Source organism: Sphingobacterium griseoflavum, assembly GCF_014653155.1.
Taxonomy (GTDB): domain Bacteria; phylum Bacteroidota; class Bacteroidia; order Sphingobacteriales; family Sphingobacteriaceae; genus Sphingobacterium; species Sphingobacterium griseoflavum.
Window position 1 is genome coordinate 23,517 of sequence record NZ_BNAF01000007.1, and the last position, 17,676, is coordinate 41,192.

General features: G+C 45.7%; 12 protein-coding genes. 9 read left to right on the top strand and 3 right to left on the bottom strand.

What is annotated here, in order from left to right; genetic code table 11:
* Nucleotides 1-19 precede the first annotated feature (19 nt).
* Nucleotides 20-1,048: a UDP-glucose 4-epimerase GalE gene (galE, locus tag IE165_RS10120; protein ID WP_189626505.1), complete on the bottom strand. Its 1,029-nt coding sequence runs from the start codon at nt 1,046-1,048 to the stop codon at nt 20-22.
* A 1,150-nt stretch (nt 1,049-2,198) separates the two neighbouring features.
* Between galE and IE165_RS10125 the strand changes: the two genes are divergently transcribed.
* Nucleotides 2,199-2,387, top strand: coding sequence for a hypothetical protein (locus tag IE165_RS10125; RefSeq protein ID WP_229826502.1), 189 nt, complete (start codon nt 2,199-2,201; stop codon nt 2,385-2,387).
* A 21-nt stretch (nt 2,388-2,408) separates the two neighbouring features.
* Nucleotides 2,409-4,127 carry an FISUMP domain-containing protein gene (locus IE165_RS10130; protein ID WP_189626507.1) on the top strand — a complete coding sequence of 573 codons (1,719 nt, stop codon included), beginning with the start codon at nt 2,409-2,411 and terminating at the stop codon, nt 4,125-4,127.
* A 118-nt stretch (nt 4,128-4,245) separates the two neighbouring features.
* On the opposite strand, the gene IE165_RS10135 is transcribed toward IE165_RS10130, so the two are convergent.
* Nucleotides 4,246-5,238, bottom strand: coding sequence for a UDP-glucuronic acid decarboxylase family protein (locus tag IE165_RS10135; protein ID WP_189626508.1), 993 nt, complete (start codon nt 5,236-5,238; stop codon nt 4,246-4,248).
* A 59-nt stretch (nt 5,239-5,297) separates the two neighbouring features.
* Here IE165_RS10135 and IE165_RS10140 point away from each other — a divergent pair, with 59 nt between their 5' ends.
* The 4 genes from IE165_RS10140 to IE165_RS10155 all read left to right on the top strand — a co-directional run bounded on the left by IE165_RS10140 (nt 5,298) and on the right by IE165_RS10155 (nt 11,050).
* The gene (locus tag IE165_RS10140) at nt 5,298-6,563 is read left to right on the top strand and encodes a 3-deoxy-D-manno-octulosonic acid transferase (RefSeq protein WP_189626509.1); all 1,266 of its coding nucleotides are present in this window, start codon (nt 5,298-5,300) and stop codon (nt 6,561-6,563) included.
* 382 nt (nt 6,564-6,945) lie between these two features.
* A complete protein-coding gene (locus IE165_RS10145; RefSeq protein ID WP_189626510.1) occupies nt 6,946-9,420 on the top strand; it encodes a glutaminase family protein in 2,475 nt (824 codons plus the stop codon).
* Between the two features lie 238 nt (nt 9,421-9,658).
* Nucleotides 9,659-10,330: a hypothetical protein gene (locus IE165_RS10150; protein WP_189626511.1), complete on the top strand. Its 672-nt coding sequence runs from the start codon at nt 9,659-9,661 to the stop codon at nt 10,328-10,330.
* Nucleotides 10,331-10,348: 18 nt separating this feature from the next.
* Complete coding sequence (locus IE165_RS10155; RefSeq protein WP_189626512.1) at nt 10,349-11,050, top strand: hypothetical protein; 702 nt, start codon at nt 10,349-10,351, stop codon at nt 11,048-11,050.
* Nucleotides 11,051-11,133: 83 nt separating this feature from the next.
* Here the strand turns inward: IE165_RS10155 and hemW are convergent, their stop codons facing one another.
* Nucleotides 11,134-12,276 (bottom strand): radical SAM family heme chaperone HemW, encoded by a 1,143-nt coding sequence (hemW, locus tag IE165_RS10160; RefSeq protein ID WP_189626513.1) that lies wholly within the window; start codon nt 12,274-12,276, stop codon nt 11,134-11,136.
* 169 nt (nt 12,277-12,445) lie between these two features.
* On the opposite strand from hemW, the gene IE165_RS10165 reads away from it, so the two are divergent.
* The 3 genes from IE165_RS10165 (at nt 12,446) to IE165_RS10175 (ending at nt 17,656) form a co-directional block, all read left to right on the top strand.
* Nucleotides 12,446-13,030 carry an RNA polymerase sigma factor gene (locus tag IE165_RS10165; RefSeq protein WP_189626514.1) on the top strand — a complete coding sequence of 195 codons (585 nt, stop codon included), beginning with the start codon at nt 12,446-12,448 and terminating at the stop codon, nt 13,028-13,030.
* Nucleotides 13,031-13,101: 71 nt separating this feature from the next.
* A complete protein-coding gene (locus IE165_RS10170) occupies nt 13,102-14,073 on the top strand; it encodes a FecR family protein (protein WP_189626515.1) in 972 nt (323 codons plus the stop codon).
* A 115-nt stretch (nt 14,074-14,188) separates the two neighbouring features.
* The gene (locus IE165_RS10175; RefSeq protein ID WP_189626516.1) at nt 14,189-17,656 is read left to right on the top strand and encodes a SusC/RagA family TonB-linked outer membrane protein; all 3,468 of its coding nucleotides are present in this window, start codon (nt 14,189-14,191) and stop codon (nt 17,654-17,656) included.
* The last annotated feature ends 20 nt before the right edge of the window (nt 17,657-17,676 follow it).

Genomic DNA, 17,676 nt, shown 5'->3' on the forward strand with positions numbered 1-17,676 from the left:
TCCACTTTCATGTGTTATATTAACCTATAGGGTTTTCTTTTAGATATTTTTCCCAGGCCCAGGCCGACGCCATCATATCGTCAATACCTAATTCGGCCGTCCAGCCGAGCTCCTTGCTGGATTTGCTTACATCGCCCCAAACCTGCACGACGTCGCCATCGCGACGCGGCCCAACCTCATAATTTAACCGTTTACCGGAAACTTTTTCAAAAGCGGCAATGGTTTGTAAAACAGAGTAGCCAATGCCGGTACCTACGTTGAAAACATCGTAGTTTCCATTGGGGTTCCCATTTTCCAAAAGTTGAATAGCTGCCACATGCGCCTTGGCTAAATCCACCACATGGATGTAGTCACGCACGCAGCTTCCATCGACAGTGTCGTAATCGCCGCCGAATACGGTAAGCTTGTCCCGTTTACCGATAGCCGTTTGTGTGATGAAGGGCAAGAGATTCTGTGGCACGCCCAGCGGCAGCTCGCCTATCAAAGCAGATTTGTGCGCCCCAACAGGATTAAAATAGCGGAGGGCAATGACCCGGTAATTGTCATGCGCTTTCGCCGTTTCTGCTAGGATTTCTTCCGCAACCTGTTTGGTGTTGCCATAGGGAGACGTAGCTTTCTTTACCGGCGCTGATTCTGTAACGGGCAATGTATCGGGCTCCCCATAAACCGTACAGCTCGATGAAAAAACGAAGTTGATTGGTTTCTCTTGGAAAGCCTGCAGCAAATTGATTAGCGAGAAAAAGTTGTTGTGGTAATATTTCAAAGGCTTGATGACTGACTCGCCTACGGCCTTAGATGCTGCAAAATGTATGATGCCCTTTATATCGGTATTGCTGTTCACAAAATCCGCTACTTTTGCTGCATCGCAAAGATCAAATTGATGAAACGCTGGCCTCACACCAATAATTTTTTCAATCTGGTCCAAGATCTGCATATTGGAGTTGGAAAGGTCGTCAACAATAATCGGTGTATAGCCCGCATGGTGCAACTCGACCACTGTGTGCGATCCGATGTATCCGGTACCGCCTGTAACTAGTATTTTGCTCATTATTTCTGATTATAATATGTGTGTATTACTGCATTCGGTATCTGCGGGCGTCCATTCGTCGAGCCTCACATGAAAAGGCTTCTGATTGGTAATGGAATGAATAAACGCTGCTCGTATGATGCGATGACGCATATAGGATAACTTTCGCATGTACAATAGGTCCTGCTATAAACTTTTCGTTTGCCAGGCGGTAAAGCATTCGGCTATCCAATCCATCTCGACTGGAAAATAGCCTTAACCTTTGGTTTTTAGCCATTTTCAATTTCCTTTTTTATAGCTGACCTTGCCCTCAAGCTGTTGCATCATCTGTATTCCCTTTGTTGACACAAGCCATTTATCCCTGTCAAATATACAAAATTCTTTACGTGCTAACTACTGAAAATGGTCATTACCGGTATCCCAAAAAAGTGGAACAGTACATATGTTTCAATAAATGGTAACATTTGAAAATAATTTGCATGCTTTCTTTCAACTTTCACCTGCTAATCGCCTTGCTGAAGGAGCCGGGGGTTACGCGTGAGACGGAACGTACAGATGCGAAATCGAGAAGTCAATGTACGGACAAATGCAACTACACTTGCTTACTAGCCTCTTTTGGAGTTGTGCCAAACTTTCAAGCTGTTCTGTAGGTGCTAATAAGATTTTATCGGAATAGCATCGTCCGAAATGAACTTTTGGGAAGTTCGTTTTAGCAACAGAATAGATGATATTTTGCACAAGCTCCTAGTTTTTTTAGCGAAAGAGGAGAATTTTATAGCGTCGGCGAAGTTGATGATAATATTTTGTTTGGCATACGGGCGCTTTGTTTTTGTTTCTACAAAGAGATATTATTTTTTGAATTAAATTTCATTTTTGCTGACCGCTTGGCATGCAGTTTGTTAAAACTTGACCGAACGCTGTAAAGATATATCATAGATAAACTTCGGCCGTTCTATTCGCATTTCCAGTAGAAATCGAGTAAATAGTTCCTAGACTCAACGCTAAGTGCTCCTGTATTTATGCGTTATTATTGATAAGTTGATTACATTTTTGAAAGTTGATATCCTGCTCTAACGGAAAACTTTTTTATGTAATTCATTTATTGTGGAAAAAAATTACATGCTATTACATTTTTATTCTATACTCATAAGCAAGCGACAACATGAATTACATGGAAAAGGACAAACAATTCAAGGACAAGGTTTTATTGACTTACACATCGCCAAAAAGTACGGTCACTATGGTTCAGATGGAAACAGGGATAGCGGCCACATCAACAACGGTATCGCCAACGAATAGTGGCAACCAAGTACAGGAACAGTACGATTTGCAGGAACAGGATAGAGGCTTTGATTGGTAGTTTTTCCATTAAGATGTTTTTATGATAATGAAATCACTGAGCATAGTATCCAGCGTTTTGTTCCTATTATCGTTTTTATCTTGCACCCGAGAGGAGGATTTTGGACGAGAAATCGTGACGCTCACAGTAAGCCTGGGTGGGGAAGAATATGACGAACAGGAGACTACCTATGCAGGTAGGTCTGCTTTAGGTGGATCTGGATTGACCAACAAATCGAATTTAAGCAGTATGGAGGCTCTTCAGGTTCAGGAAATGTCTTTGGGTGATGGCCTTTACATGACCGCCGAGATAACGGCCCAACAGGCGGTGTATCGTCCGAGACCGGCTAGATCTTCTTCGGGAGGAAACCGATCTGCGGTGGTTGTCAACCCCATACAACGGACATTGTCCTTTCGGCTAGCGGCTTTCAATAGTGCCGGAAATTTTGTTCAAGCGAAAATATATAACATCGCGGCCAACGGTACCGTAACGCCTGCCGATGGCGTGGCTATGCAGTTGCCTAACGGGCAATACACCTTTATCGCTTACTCGTATAATACAAATGTGGCACCATCTGAAAACCTTTCTGGCACGACGGTTTCGAACTTTACTATAGCCAATGCCCCTGTTGCCAATGGGTTTCTAGCTTTTAATTCTGGGTTGATTACCGTTTCTTCCCAAGCGACAGTTAATTTAAATGTTGTCTTAAGACACCTTACTTCGCCTATGCAGGTGCTGCTTGATGCCACAGCTACCAACGGTTATTTAATCACCAGTGTAGGAGCCACGACATTGGGAACTACCAGGGGTACAGCAACGGTTAATTTAAGTGCGGGTACAGTTTCAAACTTTGGCGGATCCTCGACGACCCAAACGATGGTTTTCCCGAATACCAGCGCCGCGGATCGATGGAGCTCCAATATGGCCTATTTCTCGAACAACACAACAACGGCTCAACTTTCAATAGCTTCGTTGGTTGTTGGGCCTTTAAACAGGACAACGCCCATCACGTTGAATAACATCAATATTGTGCCCGGAATTGCCTATACCGTTCGGCTGCGGTTAAATCCCACAGACCAGTTCGTAACAATCAACGGACAAGATGCCGCATTGATAGCAGGGAGATATTGGCTGCGCAGAAACCTAGGTTCTACCGTGTCTAATCCCGATTTGCCCAACGCAACAGCGTCTATTGGCTTCCGGGACCATATTGGCAACTATTACCAATGGGGTAGGATAACGCCTAGAGGAAATGGAAGTACCACTGCTAACCAGACCGGTACGCATTGGGGTACCCGTGAAGAAAGCCTTATCGCTTGGAATACAGGTTCGGAAACTGCCCCAGTTAAAAATACAGCAAATGATCCTTGCCCGGCGGGATGGCGTATTCCAACAAGAACCGAATGGAACTTGTTACTGGCTAATACGACACAGAACCAAAGTGATAATGTGGGAACCTCTTGGTCGGCCAGTGCGACAAACTACAGCACGGCAAAGGTATTCCGGAGCCTTCGCGATCGCAATGTCGTGCTTACCTTCCCGTCTGGCGGCGTTTTTAGTCCTACAAATGGTGCGTCTCCAGCTACGTCACAAAACAGGGGATCTATTGGCGCTTATTGGACAAGTTTATCCATTGCACCAGACAGCGAGGCAACCAATGCGGCACGATTGATAACGGACCAAACCTCTGCTGTTATGGGTCAAGGGACAAATAACAAGAACTTTGCTTTCACGGTACGCTGTATAAGAGATGTGCCGTAGGGTTTATACGGCTATTCAGTGTAGCACGCAAATACTATGCTGAATAGCCTACTCTTTTCCGCAGCTTGATAAATCATCATGAAAAGTTCATGCGTAATCCATGCGCACGTTTCGATTGCTAACGTTGATTATAATACGTGAAGTCTTTTCGGTTAAGTTCGTTTGGTGGTAAAGCTTGAAAGTAGTCAATAGTTTTTTGCAATCCCACTTGCCGTGTTATTTTTGGTTCCCAGCCTAATAGTTTACTTGCTTTGCTGATGTCGGGACGTCTTTGTTTGGGATCATCGATGGGTAGTGGCATGTACTGTATTCCCGCATGGCTGCCTGTAGCATGAAGAATCTCTTGCGCCATTTGATTGATGGTCATTTCGTCTGGGTTTCCGATGTTCATGGGCAATGGATAGTCCGACAGCAGAAGACGGTAAATGCCCTCCACTTGATCCGACACATAGCAAAAAGAGCGCGTTTGGGTGCCATCGCCAAAAATGGTGAGGTCCTCGCCAGCAAGTGCTTGGGCGATAAAAGAGGGCAAGGCACGTCCATCATTCAGGCGCATGCGCGGGCCGTAGGTATTAAAGATCCGAACGATACGGGTCTCTAGTCCATGAAAATTGTGATAGGCCATCGTCATGGCTTCTTGAAAGCGCTTGGCCTCATCATATACACCGCGTGGCCCCACAGGATTGACATTGCCCCAATATTCTTCGGATTGCGGCGAAACCAAAGGATCGCCATACACCTCAGACGTTGAGGCCACCAATATCCTTGCTGATTTGCTCTTTGCCAGTCCCAGCAGATTATGCGTGCCCAACGACCCTACTTTCAGTGTTTGAATCGGGATCTGTAAGTAATCGATCGGACTCGCCGGCGAAGCAAAATGCAAGATGTAATCTAACCTTCCAGGAACGTGTACAAATTTGGAAACATCGTGTTGGTAGAATTCAAAGTTAGGCAGCTTGAACAAGTGCTCGATGTTGCGCAGGTCGCCCGTAATGAGGTTATCCATGCCGATCACATGGAAATCCTCCTGCATAAAACGATCGCACAGATGCGATCCCAAAAAGCCGGCGGCGCCAGTTATGAGTATTCGTTTTTGTTCTTGCTTATTCACGAATGTTGGGAATGGATAAAGTTTAATATCTTTGACGAATATAAGGATATTTTGTCAAGATGCGTGTTTTGTACGACTTTGGAATAGGCTTTTATGCTGTTGTTTTACAGCTGATAGCCCCTTTTCACCCTAAAGCAAAGCTATGGGTAGCGGGGCGCAGGGACCTGCTGAACACAATCGAACAAACTATTGAGCCGAAGCAAAACCCCATTTGGTTTCATTTCGCATCGTTAGGTGAATTTGAGCAAGGAAGACCGGTGATGGAGGCGATAAAAAAAAAATATCCACAGGAAAAAATTCTGGTTACCTTCTTTTCTCCTTCGGGTTATACGATTCGCCGAGAGACACCGTTGGCGGATTATGTTTTCTATTTGCCCCTCGACACGGCCCGCAACGCCCGGAAATTCTTGGATGTCGTACAGCCTAAGTTTGCCGTCTTTACCAAGTACGAATATTGGTACCATTATTTTCGTGAATTGCACCGACGTGCTATACCCTTGTTTATGGTTTCCGCTATTTTTAGAGAAGAGCAGATTTTCTTTCAGTGGTATGGGGTATTCTTTCGGAAAATTTTGCGTCAGGTAACGTTTTTCTTTGCGCAAAATATGGATGCTGTGCATCTGCTCAAGGCTATTCATATCAAAAAAGCAGGATTGGCGGGCGATACCCGTTTCGACCGCGTTGCCGAATTGCCCAAGTCTCGGAAACGTGTGCCAGCCGTTGAGCAGTTTATCGCGATTGCCGAGCGTGTAATGGTGGCTGGAAGCACTTGGCCCGACGATGAACGGATCCTGTCTGCTTGTTTGGCAAAACATGCCGATTGGAAATTGGTTCTCGCGCCGCATGAAGTTACGGACAGCCATCTGGAGCAGTTGCGGCAGATTTTTCCCGCGGCACTTTTCTATTCCGAGTTTGCTGCAGCAACAGCAGCGCAGATTGCGGCGGCTCAAGTGCTTATTATCGATAATATCGGCATGCTGTCATCGCTGTACGCCTATGGTCAGATCGCTTACGTGGGTGGTGGTTTTGGCGCAGGTATACATAATACCTTGGAGGCCGCCACCTACGGGATGCCCGTGGTATTTGGTCCAAGGTATGCCAAGTTTCAGGAGGCCGTTGATCTAATCGAATTGGGCGTGGGTTTTTCTGTGCATAGCAGCCATGGTTTACACGAATTAATGATGACTTTTCGCGACGTCGCGAAATTGCACATGGTTTCGCAGGTAGCGGCAGGTTACGTGCGCGAGAAGGCTGGTGCAACCCAGATTGTGATGAAATATTTGGAGAGCCAGCATTTTTTCGATAGGCCGCCGCACGCGGAATAAAGCGCATATCGCTAATCCAACGCTGAGTAAAGCAGCTTGGTGGCAACTTCTTTTGTAGAGGATACCACGAGCCAAACGATAGCGCTGTCCTCCCAGGCAGGCTATAGCGAGCGCAAATTGCCCAGTAGTCATCGAAAATTACAAGCTAATTCGTATTAGCTTATAGACTCCGCTGATCAAAAAATAATATAAACTGTTCAAAATAGATCGATCTTGCGTGCAGTGGGATCAAAGTGTCGTGATAAATTATATTTTTGGGCTAACTAATAATGAACCGTTCTGTAGGTTTTATCCAGCATTGCAAAAGGTTTATTGGCTCATTGCATGGAGACGGTCGCGAAATTTTGGAACATTTCTAATGAAGATAAAAAGCAAATCATTTATGAAGAATAAAGGAATTCAATATCTTTTATGCACCATTGGCTTGAGCGTCGCAAGTCTAAGTGTGGTTATAGGGCAGCATTCGCTGAATAGTTTGCGTGCACCGGCCTATCCGCTGATCAGTATTGACCCCAATGTAAGTGCGTGGTCGGCATCAGATCAATTGTATGGCAGCGCTGTCTCACACTGGTCAGACAACAGACCCTTACCCCTTTTGGGAGCCATAAAAGTCGGCAAGCAAGTCTATCGCTTTATGGGAACAGAGGATGTCGAGCTTAGCACTTTGGTGCCCAACGGAGAGGATAAGGGATGGGACGCCAAGTACAGCACCGTAGCACCGCAAGGCGACTGGACGGGCAGGTCTTTCGATGACACGGATTGGACATCAGGCCAAGGGGCATTTGGTACGTTTGAAAATGAACCCCACAGCAAGACGGACTGGACAACCGAGAAAATATGGGTAAGGCGAGAGGTAGTCTTGACGGAAAACGTAGCGGGGAGGGATGTGTTTTTAATCTATGCACATGACGATGATGCGGAGTTTTTTGTGAATGGAGTCAAAATATTGTCCACGGGACAAGCCACCGGAAAAAATAGACGGGTCAAATTGGATGCTGCAGCGGTGAAAAGTTTGAAAAAGGGTAAGAACCTGTTGGCAGCCTATTGCCATAACCGCGGAGGAAATGCTTTTTTGGATATGGGGTTGCAGGTGGAACGTTCGGCAAGAAAATATTTTGAAAAGCAGGCTGAACAGCTTTCTGCCGATGTGCAACCTATGCAAACACATTATGAATTCGCTTGCGGCGATGTGAAACTTAAGCTGACATTTACCGCTCCGCTCTTTTTGGATGACCTCCGACTTTTATCACGGCCCGTCAACTACATCAGTTACGAGGTCATTTCCGAAAAGCCACAAACGGTAGAACTCTATTTTGAGGCTGCTCCGCATTGGGCATTGAATCTTCCGGCTCAGGATGCTGGTAGTGAATCGTATAGCAAGAATGGTTTACGTTACGTGAAAACCGGGAGTGTGGCACAACGGATCTTAGGTCGTAAAGGAGATCATGTACGTAATGACTGGGGCTATTTCTATATGGCGGGCGAAGAGGCGACAACACAAGCATCCGTCGGGACAGAACAAGGGCTAAGGGCAAATTTTGTGAGCGGTAAATCTAGCACGGTGCCGGCTGAACAAGGAAAGCAGCTCGTTTTGCGGCAGAAAGGGACTGTGCAGGGAAGTTGGAAAGGAAAAATAGCTGTCGGATATGATGACATATATGCCATACAGTATTTCGGAAATAATCTACGTCCATATTGGAACCGCGACGGAAAGCAAACGATAGCGGGACAGTTTGAACAGGCGTTTGCAAGCTACGATGAGGTTATGGAAAAGGCCGATGCCTTTGATAGGAAATTTATGCAGCAATATGCTGCATTTGGAAAGGAGTATGCGGAGCTTTGTGCATTGGCCTACAGGCAAGCGATTGCGGCACATAAGCTTGTCGAGTCTCCGAATGGTGAATTACTGCTCCTATCCAAGGAGAATGACAGTAACGGTTCGATCGGCACAGTTGATGTAACTTATCCGTCAGCCCCGCTGTTTTTGTATTATAACCCCGAGCTGGCCAAAGCGCTGTTAAACTTTATTTTTTATTATTCCGAATCGGGCAAGTGGCAGAAACCTTTTGCGGCGCATGATATCGGTACATACCCTATTGCAAATGGACAAACCTATGGAGGCGATATGCCGGTGGAAGAAAGCGGTAATATGCTGATCTTGACCTACGCTATCGCGCGAGCAGAAGGGAATGGCGACTACGCGAAAAACCATTGGAACGTACTGACCACTTGGGCCGATTATTTGCTTGAAAAAGGGCTTGATCCCGACAATCAATTGTGTACAGACGACTTCGCTGGACATTTTGCCCACAATGCCAACCTTTCTGTAAAAGCTATCTTAGGCATCGCATCATACGGCCATTTAGCCAGTATGTTGGGCAAAGAACAGGTGGCTGAGCGCTACCTTGCTGCCGCCCGGGATATGGCTCGGCAATGGGAACGTATGGCGAACGATGGCGACCACTATCGGTTAACTTTTGACAAACCCGGAACGTGGAGCCAAAAATATAATCTTGTATGGGATAAGGTGCTGGACATGCAGATTTTCGATCCACAGATTCGCCAAAAAGAAGTCAACTATTACCTGGGTAAACAAAACAAATATGGTTTACCATTAGATAGCCGAGAAACCTATACAAAGTCCGACTGGATTATTTGGTCTGCTGTGCTTGCAGACGATCTACAAACTTTTCAGGCGTTTGTCAAGCCCGTTCATGCATTTATGAACGAGACGGTGCATCGTGTACCGATGTCCGATTGGATATTTACCGATAAGCCAGAACGTCGTGGTTTCAAAGCACGCTCTGTGGTGGGCGGTTATTTTATGAAAATGTTGGCAGAGAAATATAAAAAATAGTTTAATACAGTGTGTGATTGTTGTGATCGTGTGAATGAGAAGAGGACATAATTTTATGCCTCTTTTTTTTAAGCGCTGTTTCAAATTTCTTGAAAAGAGGATATTTACCTGGTTATATAACCAGCAAAGTCAATGTAGCAAAGGTGTGGCCGCTAACAATAGTGATGTTTTTTTTATTTTTTTAGAAATAATAAATAGATGTAATATATTTGCGGCGCAAATATTATTACCAAAAAATATGAAATCTACATTAGGCTTACTTACTCTGATTATTGGACTGCTAACGGCATGCGAAAAAACGACCAACGTCGATGTTCTCCTCTCCACTAGCGGAAAATTGAATTATAAACTTATTGATGACAGCGGGAAAGGCGTGCCTAATGTGAAGGTTTCTTTGTATGACATGATTGGAAGCTATTCGAACCAAAATGTTTTGATTGATCAGCGTACGACGGATGCAGCCGGTGTAGCAGATTTTGGTGACCTTAACCCAAAAACGTATCTATTACGCGCCGATTCTGTAGGGGTGAACAATGTGGGATACATGGTTCAAGAATACTTACAGGTCATCACAGGAGAGACAAGACAAAGAGAAACTAAAGTAACCGATTTTTCCGGAACGCTTACCGTGACCGTTCAAGCCTACAATAACCAACGACTAAGAAATGTAGGCGTGGCAGTTATCCCCGCTAATAGATGGTATTATTCGGCAAACACGACTTATGCCTTGCGTGTCGCAGATGTAAAAGGCGTGACGGATGAGTCAGGTCAGGCAGTGCTAAAGATTCCTTCCGATAAGGAATATGTACTGTGCCTTTACAACAGTTCGACCAATGCTACTTATAACGCGTATAATTACATCCGAGTACAAAAAGGTCAAAAGGCTGATCAAACAGTGTTGATCTACTAATAGCTGATTTTGGACCCTATGAAATGCAGATTTTTAACAACGTTGTTGTGCCTGTTATTTTCGTTGTTTTCGTGTAAGAAGACCACGAATGTAGCCCTTGTAGATGTGGAAACTACCGGCGCCCTGCGCTGTATATTTCAGGATGATGATGGAAGAGGAATAGCAGGAGCAAAAGTTTATCTCTATGATAATGGATCGTATGCTGGTTTAGGTGATGTTTACTTTAACTCTTTGATTGACTCTGTGTTGACCGATCAGCAAGGGATCGTTTACTTTCAGAACCTTTTGCCGAAGAGTTACTTAATTCGAGCGGACTCGGTGCCTATGAATAGACTTCGGTACCGGACAGCAGAATACATGCAGGCTGTGGCAGGCGTTGTGAAAGAAAGAGTGGTAAAGGTTTCCGATTTCTCGGGAACACTTCGTATTAGGCTGTTTTCCTACTACGACTATACTATGCCGTTAGCGAACTTATCCGTTGTTGCCTATCCATCACATATTGCACTGCAATCCGATAACTTAACAGATTATATAAACAGCACCACACTTAAAGGTACCACCGATGCGCAGGGCTATGTATCTATTAAAGTTCCTTCGAATATCACATATAATTTTGTTATATATAATCCAAAAAATAGCAACATGGGGTTCGGGTATGGTGTTTACGAAATAAGAAAAGGAGAAATCAACGATATCACCTTGTATTCGTATCCCATGTAAAAGGGTAGAAAGGTATCGCGCTCTTTTTTAAACGGATTGCAATATGCAGATCTATACCATCATATGAAGAAAACACGTGACTTTTAATGATAATCGTTTCCATCGAGTAGGAAGAGTTCCGAAGCAATATGGTCGGCCAAAAGTTTTCCTGAAGTTGTTAAGCGAAGATGTTGACCGTCCACAGCGATCATTTCGTGTCTTTCTATAAACCGTTGCGCTGCATCGTTGATATGCTTGCATGCAGCGCTGCCAAATACCTGTTCGACATGTGGTAGGTCAATGCCCCACATTGTTCGAAGGGAAGTCATCACGTATTCATTTAAACGATCTTCCAACGTAAGTAGCTCGGTTTCCAAGTTGTTTTCTCCACTGATGACACGTTGGATATATTGTGCATTATTGGCGATATTCCAACTTCTGGATTTACCATCGAAAGAATGTGCCGAGGGCCCGATCCCCAAGTAATGTATGCCGCGCCAGTAATTGGTGTTGTGCTTCGCATAATGCCCCGGTTTCGCAAAATTCGAAATTTCATAGTGCTCGAAGCCATTTGTAGTGAGGGTTTCCATGAGCATAGACATCTGCGCGGCACTTTGTGATTCGTCCATCGGTTTTGCCTTTCCCTGCTTGATAAAGTGTGCTAAAGCTGTTTTATGCTCTACGGTCATCGCGTAGGATGATATGTGCGGGATGTCGTAGCCCAAGAGGCGCTGCATATTCGCTTTCCATTTCTCATCGCTTAGGAGCGGGTAACCATAGATAAGATCAGCGGTGATATTTTCAAAGCCGGCATCCTGTACACGCTTGATCGCGGATTCCGCTTCATCAGCATTGTGTGCGCGATTCATCCAGCGAAGGTCTTCTTCAAAGAACGATTGTATACCGATACTGAAGCGATTGATGCCCGTATGACGCAACATACTCACCTTTTGTTTATGAAGGTCATCGGGATTCGCTTCCAGGGTGATTTCTACGTCTGACGCAATCTCGAAATGCCGGGCAACCTTGTCAATTAGGCGATCAATATCCGAGGCGTCTAAAATGGAGGGCGTCCCTCCGCCAAAGTAAATAGAACGCACTGTTCGGTCGTGCAGGTAGGCATGACGTTGATCGACTTCCTTGTGCAAGGCTTCCAGTATGGCTGTCTTTTGCCCCAGTGAAGTGCTAAAGTGGAAGTCGCAATAATGACAAGCCTGTTTGCAAAAAGGAATATGGAAGTAAATCATGCAGCAAAGATACACATATGAACCATATACCGATCCGAAATGCCTGCGCTGTTTCGTTTTGTACAACAGGATACGCTGATCTGCTTGTGTCTTGGTGTGAACCTTTTGAAATTAATATTTCGTTAATATAAAACAGCTATCTTTGTGTATCATGCAAGGGATGAGCTATATGACAGACGCAGAACTTTTGGCAGGCATAAAAGATGGACGGCAAGAAGTGTTCGAGCACATATTCCATAAGCACTGGGAAGGTTTGTTTCGGGATGCATGTTATCGGTTGAAAAGCCATGATGAGGCGCAGGATATCGTGCAGGATATTTTTACGGATTTTTGGCAACGGCGATATACTTTAACGATATCTACTTCGATCGGTGCCTATCTTAACGGTGCGCTGAAGCACCAAATCATTCGTTATGTTTCGCGTTCGCGCCTGCACCAAACGGTTGTGGATCACTTGGCCCTGCATATGCGTACATTAAAAGATAGCATCATCGACGTTATCGCTGCCGGTGAAATGCAGAAAACGTTGCAAGATGCAATCGCCCACTTCCCAGCGAACATGCAGCAAATCTTTGCCCTGCGCACCCAAGATTTTACCGTCGCAGAAATAGCCGAGGCACTGCAAATCTCGCCGCAAACGGTGAAAAATAATAACACAGAAGCATTAAAGCGCTTAAAGCAGGTGCTTGCTCAACAACATCCTGAAATTTCATCCTCCATCTACGCCCTCCTTTTGCTGTTAACAAAAAGTTAACGGACGCATAACAATTTCTTGAGGTACTTTCGCTATTCTCGATGCACTGTATAGGTGTAAAACGAGTGGATGTGATCTCAAGAAAATTAAAAAATCTGTTAAAACAATATGAAGAGGGGAAGGCTACTCCCGCCGAACGGCGCGCGGTCGATATTTGGTACGAATCTTTTTCTTCAAAAAAAGAGGACAGCCCAATATGGGAGAATCCTGCAGCGCGCGAGGCAATGCGCAAACGGATATGGGACAATGTCCAGCCGTTGCGGAAACAACCTTCATGGTTTCGGCAGCATCGTAAGTTGTTTGCTGGCCTAAGCGCAGCCGCACTGTTAACCGTAGCGTTTCTTTGGCATTATACGGTTACGATTCCCGATGAACCGCATCCGCAAATAGCGCATAACAACGATATAGCCACATCGACCTTTACCACGGGAAGCAAAGAGCGAAAGCTTGTGACGTTGCCTGATAGTTCCCGCGTCTGGCTGAATGCCAATTCTACCTTATCGATAGCAGCGGGATATGGTGGCGAATTTCGGCAGGTGGCGATCGATGGGGAAGCCTTTTTCGATGTCGTGCCGAATCCTCAAAAGATCTTTGTCGTGAAAACTTCCCATCTCAACATTCAGGTGCTAGGCACGGCATTTAACGTACAGGCCTATGCTGGCGCAACGACGTTTCGCGTCGGTGTAGCACATGGCAAGGTCGCGGTGCAGGACAAGGTAGGCATGACGTTGAACCAATTAACCCAAGGACAGATGTTATCGTACAATACGCATGATGGAAATAACCTGACGCGCAGCATTGCTGGAGTGGGCTCTTGGAGAGACGGGCGCATAGTTTTGGAAGAAGCGAGCTTTGAAGAGCTTGCCCAAGCCATCTACAACATATATGGTGTAAGATTGCGAAATGAACGTCAATCCGGAAAACATTACTCATACAATTTACAGATACACAGCAATAGATCGCTTGCGCAAACACTGGATATTATTTGCCGCATGCACCGGACAAATTACAGGAGGGAAAACGATGAAATAATACTTTACTAATTAATCAGTAAACAGGCGCCAAAGAGGCACCTGTTTAAATTCGCTTGGCCGAGCTCAGCTTGAGACCCTTAGCAAGGCCACTTAGCTAAATATGAATTACTAAGACAATAAAAATATGAATAAAAACCTATTGTTCATACGAATAATGATGCGTACGACAATTATTATATATCTGATCGGCCTAACAGTTTCTCAGCTCCTGTGGGCGGCTCCGCTTCGCGGACAGGTTCATTTAAGAAAAGTGGACTTTACAGTGTCAAACAGCTCGCTGCATGCAGCAATCAAAAAACTGCAGGCAGAGCAAGGCCTGGAGATGGCTTATGATGACAAGGCCCTTAATTTGGCCAATATCGCCGTATCCGGGCATGTCTTTCGCGCTACATCGGTAGACGCAGTGCTGACAACCCTTTTTAAAGGTACATCGATTATGTATGAAGAACGCCCTGATGGTATCTTGGTGTTGAAGAAGCAGCAACGCCCGGGTCGGATCACTGGAATTATTGCAGACAGTAAGGGTGAGCCATTGGCCGCAGCGTCCGTGCAGGTGGTGGAACTGAACCGCACGGCAATCGCCGATGCAGAAGGGCGCTTTAGCATCGCTGTTCCGCCCGGCACTTATACGCTGGCCGCGCGGTATATCTCTTTTGAGACCATGAACAAGTCGAAAATCACAGTCACTGAAGGTGGAACAGCACAGGTTAATTTTGCACTTCTTCCGACAACGGGTGATTTGGAAGAAGTAGTGGTTACGGCGCTCGGTATCTCGAGAGAGAAAAAAGCGCTTGGTTACGCTGCTACCGAAGTGAAAGGTGAAGAAATTGCACAGACAATGCCCAATAACTGGAGCGAGGCCTTGTCTGGTCGCGTTGCGGGCGTAAACCTCGTCCGTTCGGGAGCAGGCCCTGCAGGTTCCAACAAGATTATTCTCCGTGGTGAAAACAACCTTACCGGAAATAATGAAGCGCTTATTGTGATCGATGGTGTGATGGTGAGTCAAAGCAGTGGTAGGCAGATTGGAAACGGGTCTGGCGCCTATTTAGGCGGCGACTCACCGACGGATTTTGGAACAGGTATTAGTGATATCAATCCTGAAGATATCGAAACATTGACGGTTTTAAAAGGACCCAACGCAACGGCGCTTTATGGCGAGCGCGGTGGTAACGGTGCCATCGTCATTACGACAAAGTCCGGTAGATCAAGGAAAGGGATCGGCGTTACGATAACCTCGAATGCCACTATGGAGTCGATCTCTAGATGGCCGGATTACCAATATGAATATGGGCAAGGTACGGAAGGGGTTCGTTTTTACTCTTTTAACGCCGGTGTTGATGGAGCAAGCACCCGTAGCACCAGCTCAGCATGGGGACCTAAGTTTGATGGCCAATATTTTTTTCAGTACGATCCAGTAACACAAACACGTGCAACGGAGCGCACCTTGTGGCAAGCTTATCCGAACGAACGGAAGAAATTCTTTAACACGGGCACCACCTTTACCAACTCTGTTGGTCTAGATGGAGGGAACGATAAAACACAAATCCGATTTTCCTTTACAGATCTGCGGAACAAGTGGATTATTCCTAACACCGGCTACGAGCGGAACAACGTGTCCCTGACGGCCGGACATAGCGTGACGGACAAATTGCGGATACAAACACGGATCAATTACCGTCAAAACCGCAGTGACAACTTGCCGTCAACAGGATACAACAACCAATCGCTGATGTACTGGAATGCCTTTTGGCAACCTAACGCATCGTTAGATTGGTTGAAAGACTATTGGCGTATAGGGCAAGAGCATATCTTGCAAAATTATCCGTTCAGCAGTTTGGTCGACAATCCGTACCTGATTACAAATGAAATGTTGAATAAAAACAAACGTCATGGGTTAACGGGAAGCGTGGATGCTACCTATCAATTTTCCAAGAACTGGGATATTTTGGTTCGCACAACGATGGATCTGAATGCAGAAGAAAGGAGCCAGCAACGTCCTTATGACACCGAAAAATTCAGAAAGGGTATGTACCGCACACAGACTATCAACAGCACGGAAACAACCTCAGACGTCATGGTAACGTACAAGAAGGAAATTATGCCTGATCTTAAGTTACGGGTGACTGCAGGAGGGAGCACGAGGAGGCGCGAAAGCGATTTGGAAAGAAACAGTGCCGACTCGCTTGCCTATCCAGGCATATTTAATCTCGGTAACCCAGCAGGTGTTATCGTGAGCAATCCGCGGAAAGAACAGCAGGTGACAAATAGTATTTATGCGCTGGGAACATTATCTTTCAAAGAATACCTGTTTGCCGATTTCTCCTACAGAAACGATTGGAATAGTGCATTGGCTTCTCCAGTCAGTAAAGGAAAACCCTTCCAATATCCTTCGCTTAACTTAAGCTTTGTACTTTCCGATGTCGTCCGCCTACCTAAACAATTTTCGCTGGTTAAGTTTCGTGGATCGGTTGCCGGCGTTGGAAGTGGTTCCGATGAGCCTTACGTTACTTCCTATAATTACTCCGTAGAATCTGTTTTCTCGGGAGGTCGATCCAACCCAACGAAGATGCCCAATTTGATGCTGGAACCACTTTATACGACAAGTTACGAAGCAGGGACAGATATATCCATGTTTGCGGGTCGATTTTCCTTGAATATGACCTACTATACCGCGAAGACTTCCAATCAGCATTTGACAGCGACGGTAGACAGGTCGTCTGGTGCTTCTTCGATATTGGTCAACGCAGGTTTAATTCAAAACAGTGGTTTGGAGATCGAGTCGCGCATTATGCCGATACGGAAGGAGAATTTCCAATGGACGATGAGTCCGACTTTTAGCACGAATAAAAATAAAGTGTTGGAATTGACGGATGAGTTGAACGAGATGATTCTGCAGAATGGCCCCGGCAGCAGGGGTGCCATTATTGCCAAGGTTGGCGCACGTATGGACGACCTTTATGGTCGTGGGTATGAGCGCGCGCCCGATGGACAGATTGTTTATGAGAATGGCTTGCCACAATTGACGGATACCATGCAATACATCGGTCAAACCAACCCGGCATGGCGCGTAGGCTTGCACAATGAATTTCGCTACAAACAATTCCGCCTGGGCTTTATGTTTGATGCGCAATTTGGTGCGGTGGGTTACTCCTTGACTTCGGCCGTACATGGCGAACAGGGGAAAACAAAAAACACATTGCCCGGACGGTACAACGGTATTATTGGAAATGGTGTGATTGCGAACGGTGACGGTACCTACCGTCCAAATGATGTTATCGCGACCAATGTTTGGGATTATTACAATGCCCACCTTGGGCGTGATAACGTGGAGGGAACCAGCTATTCAACGGACTTTTTAAAACTTCGCGAGTTACGTTTTGACTATACGTTAAGCCCATCCATACTATCCCACATCGGGCTTCAGCGAGCGTCGGTAGGGGTATTTGGCCGCGACTTATTTATTTGGTCGAGTTGGCCGGCCTTCGATCCCGAATTTGGAACGCTGGGCAATGGGGAAATTACCCGTGGTTTCGAACTCGGACAATTCCCTGCCACCCGCACATTCGGCCTGAACCTCGTTATAGGACTATAATTAAATGAATGATGAAGATG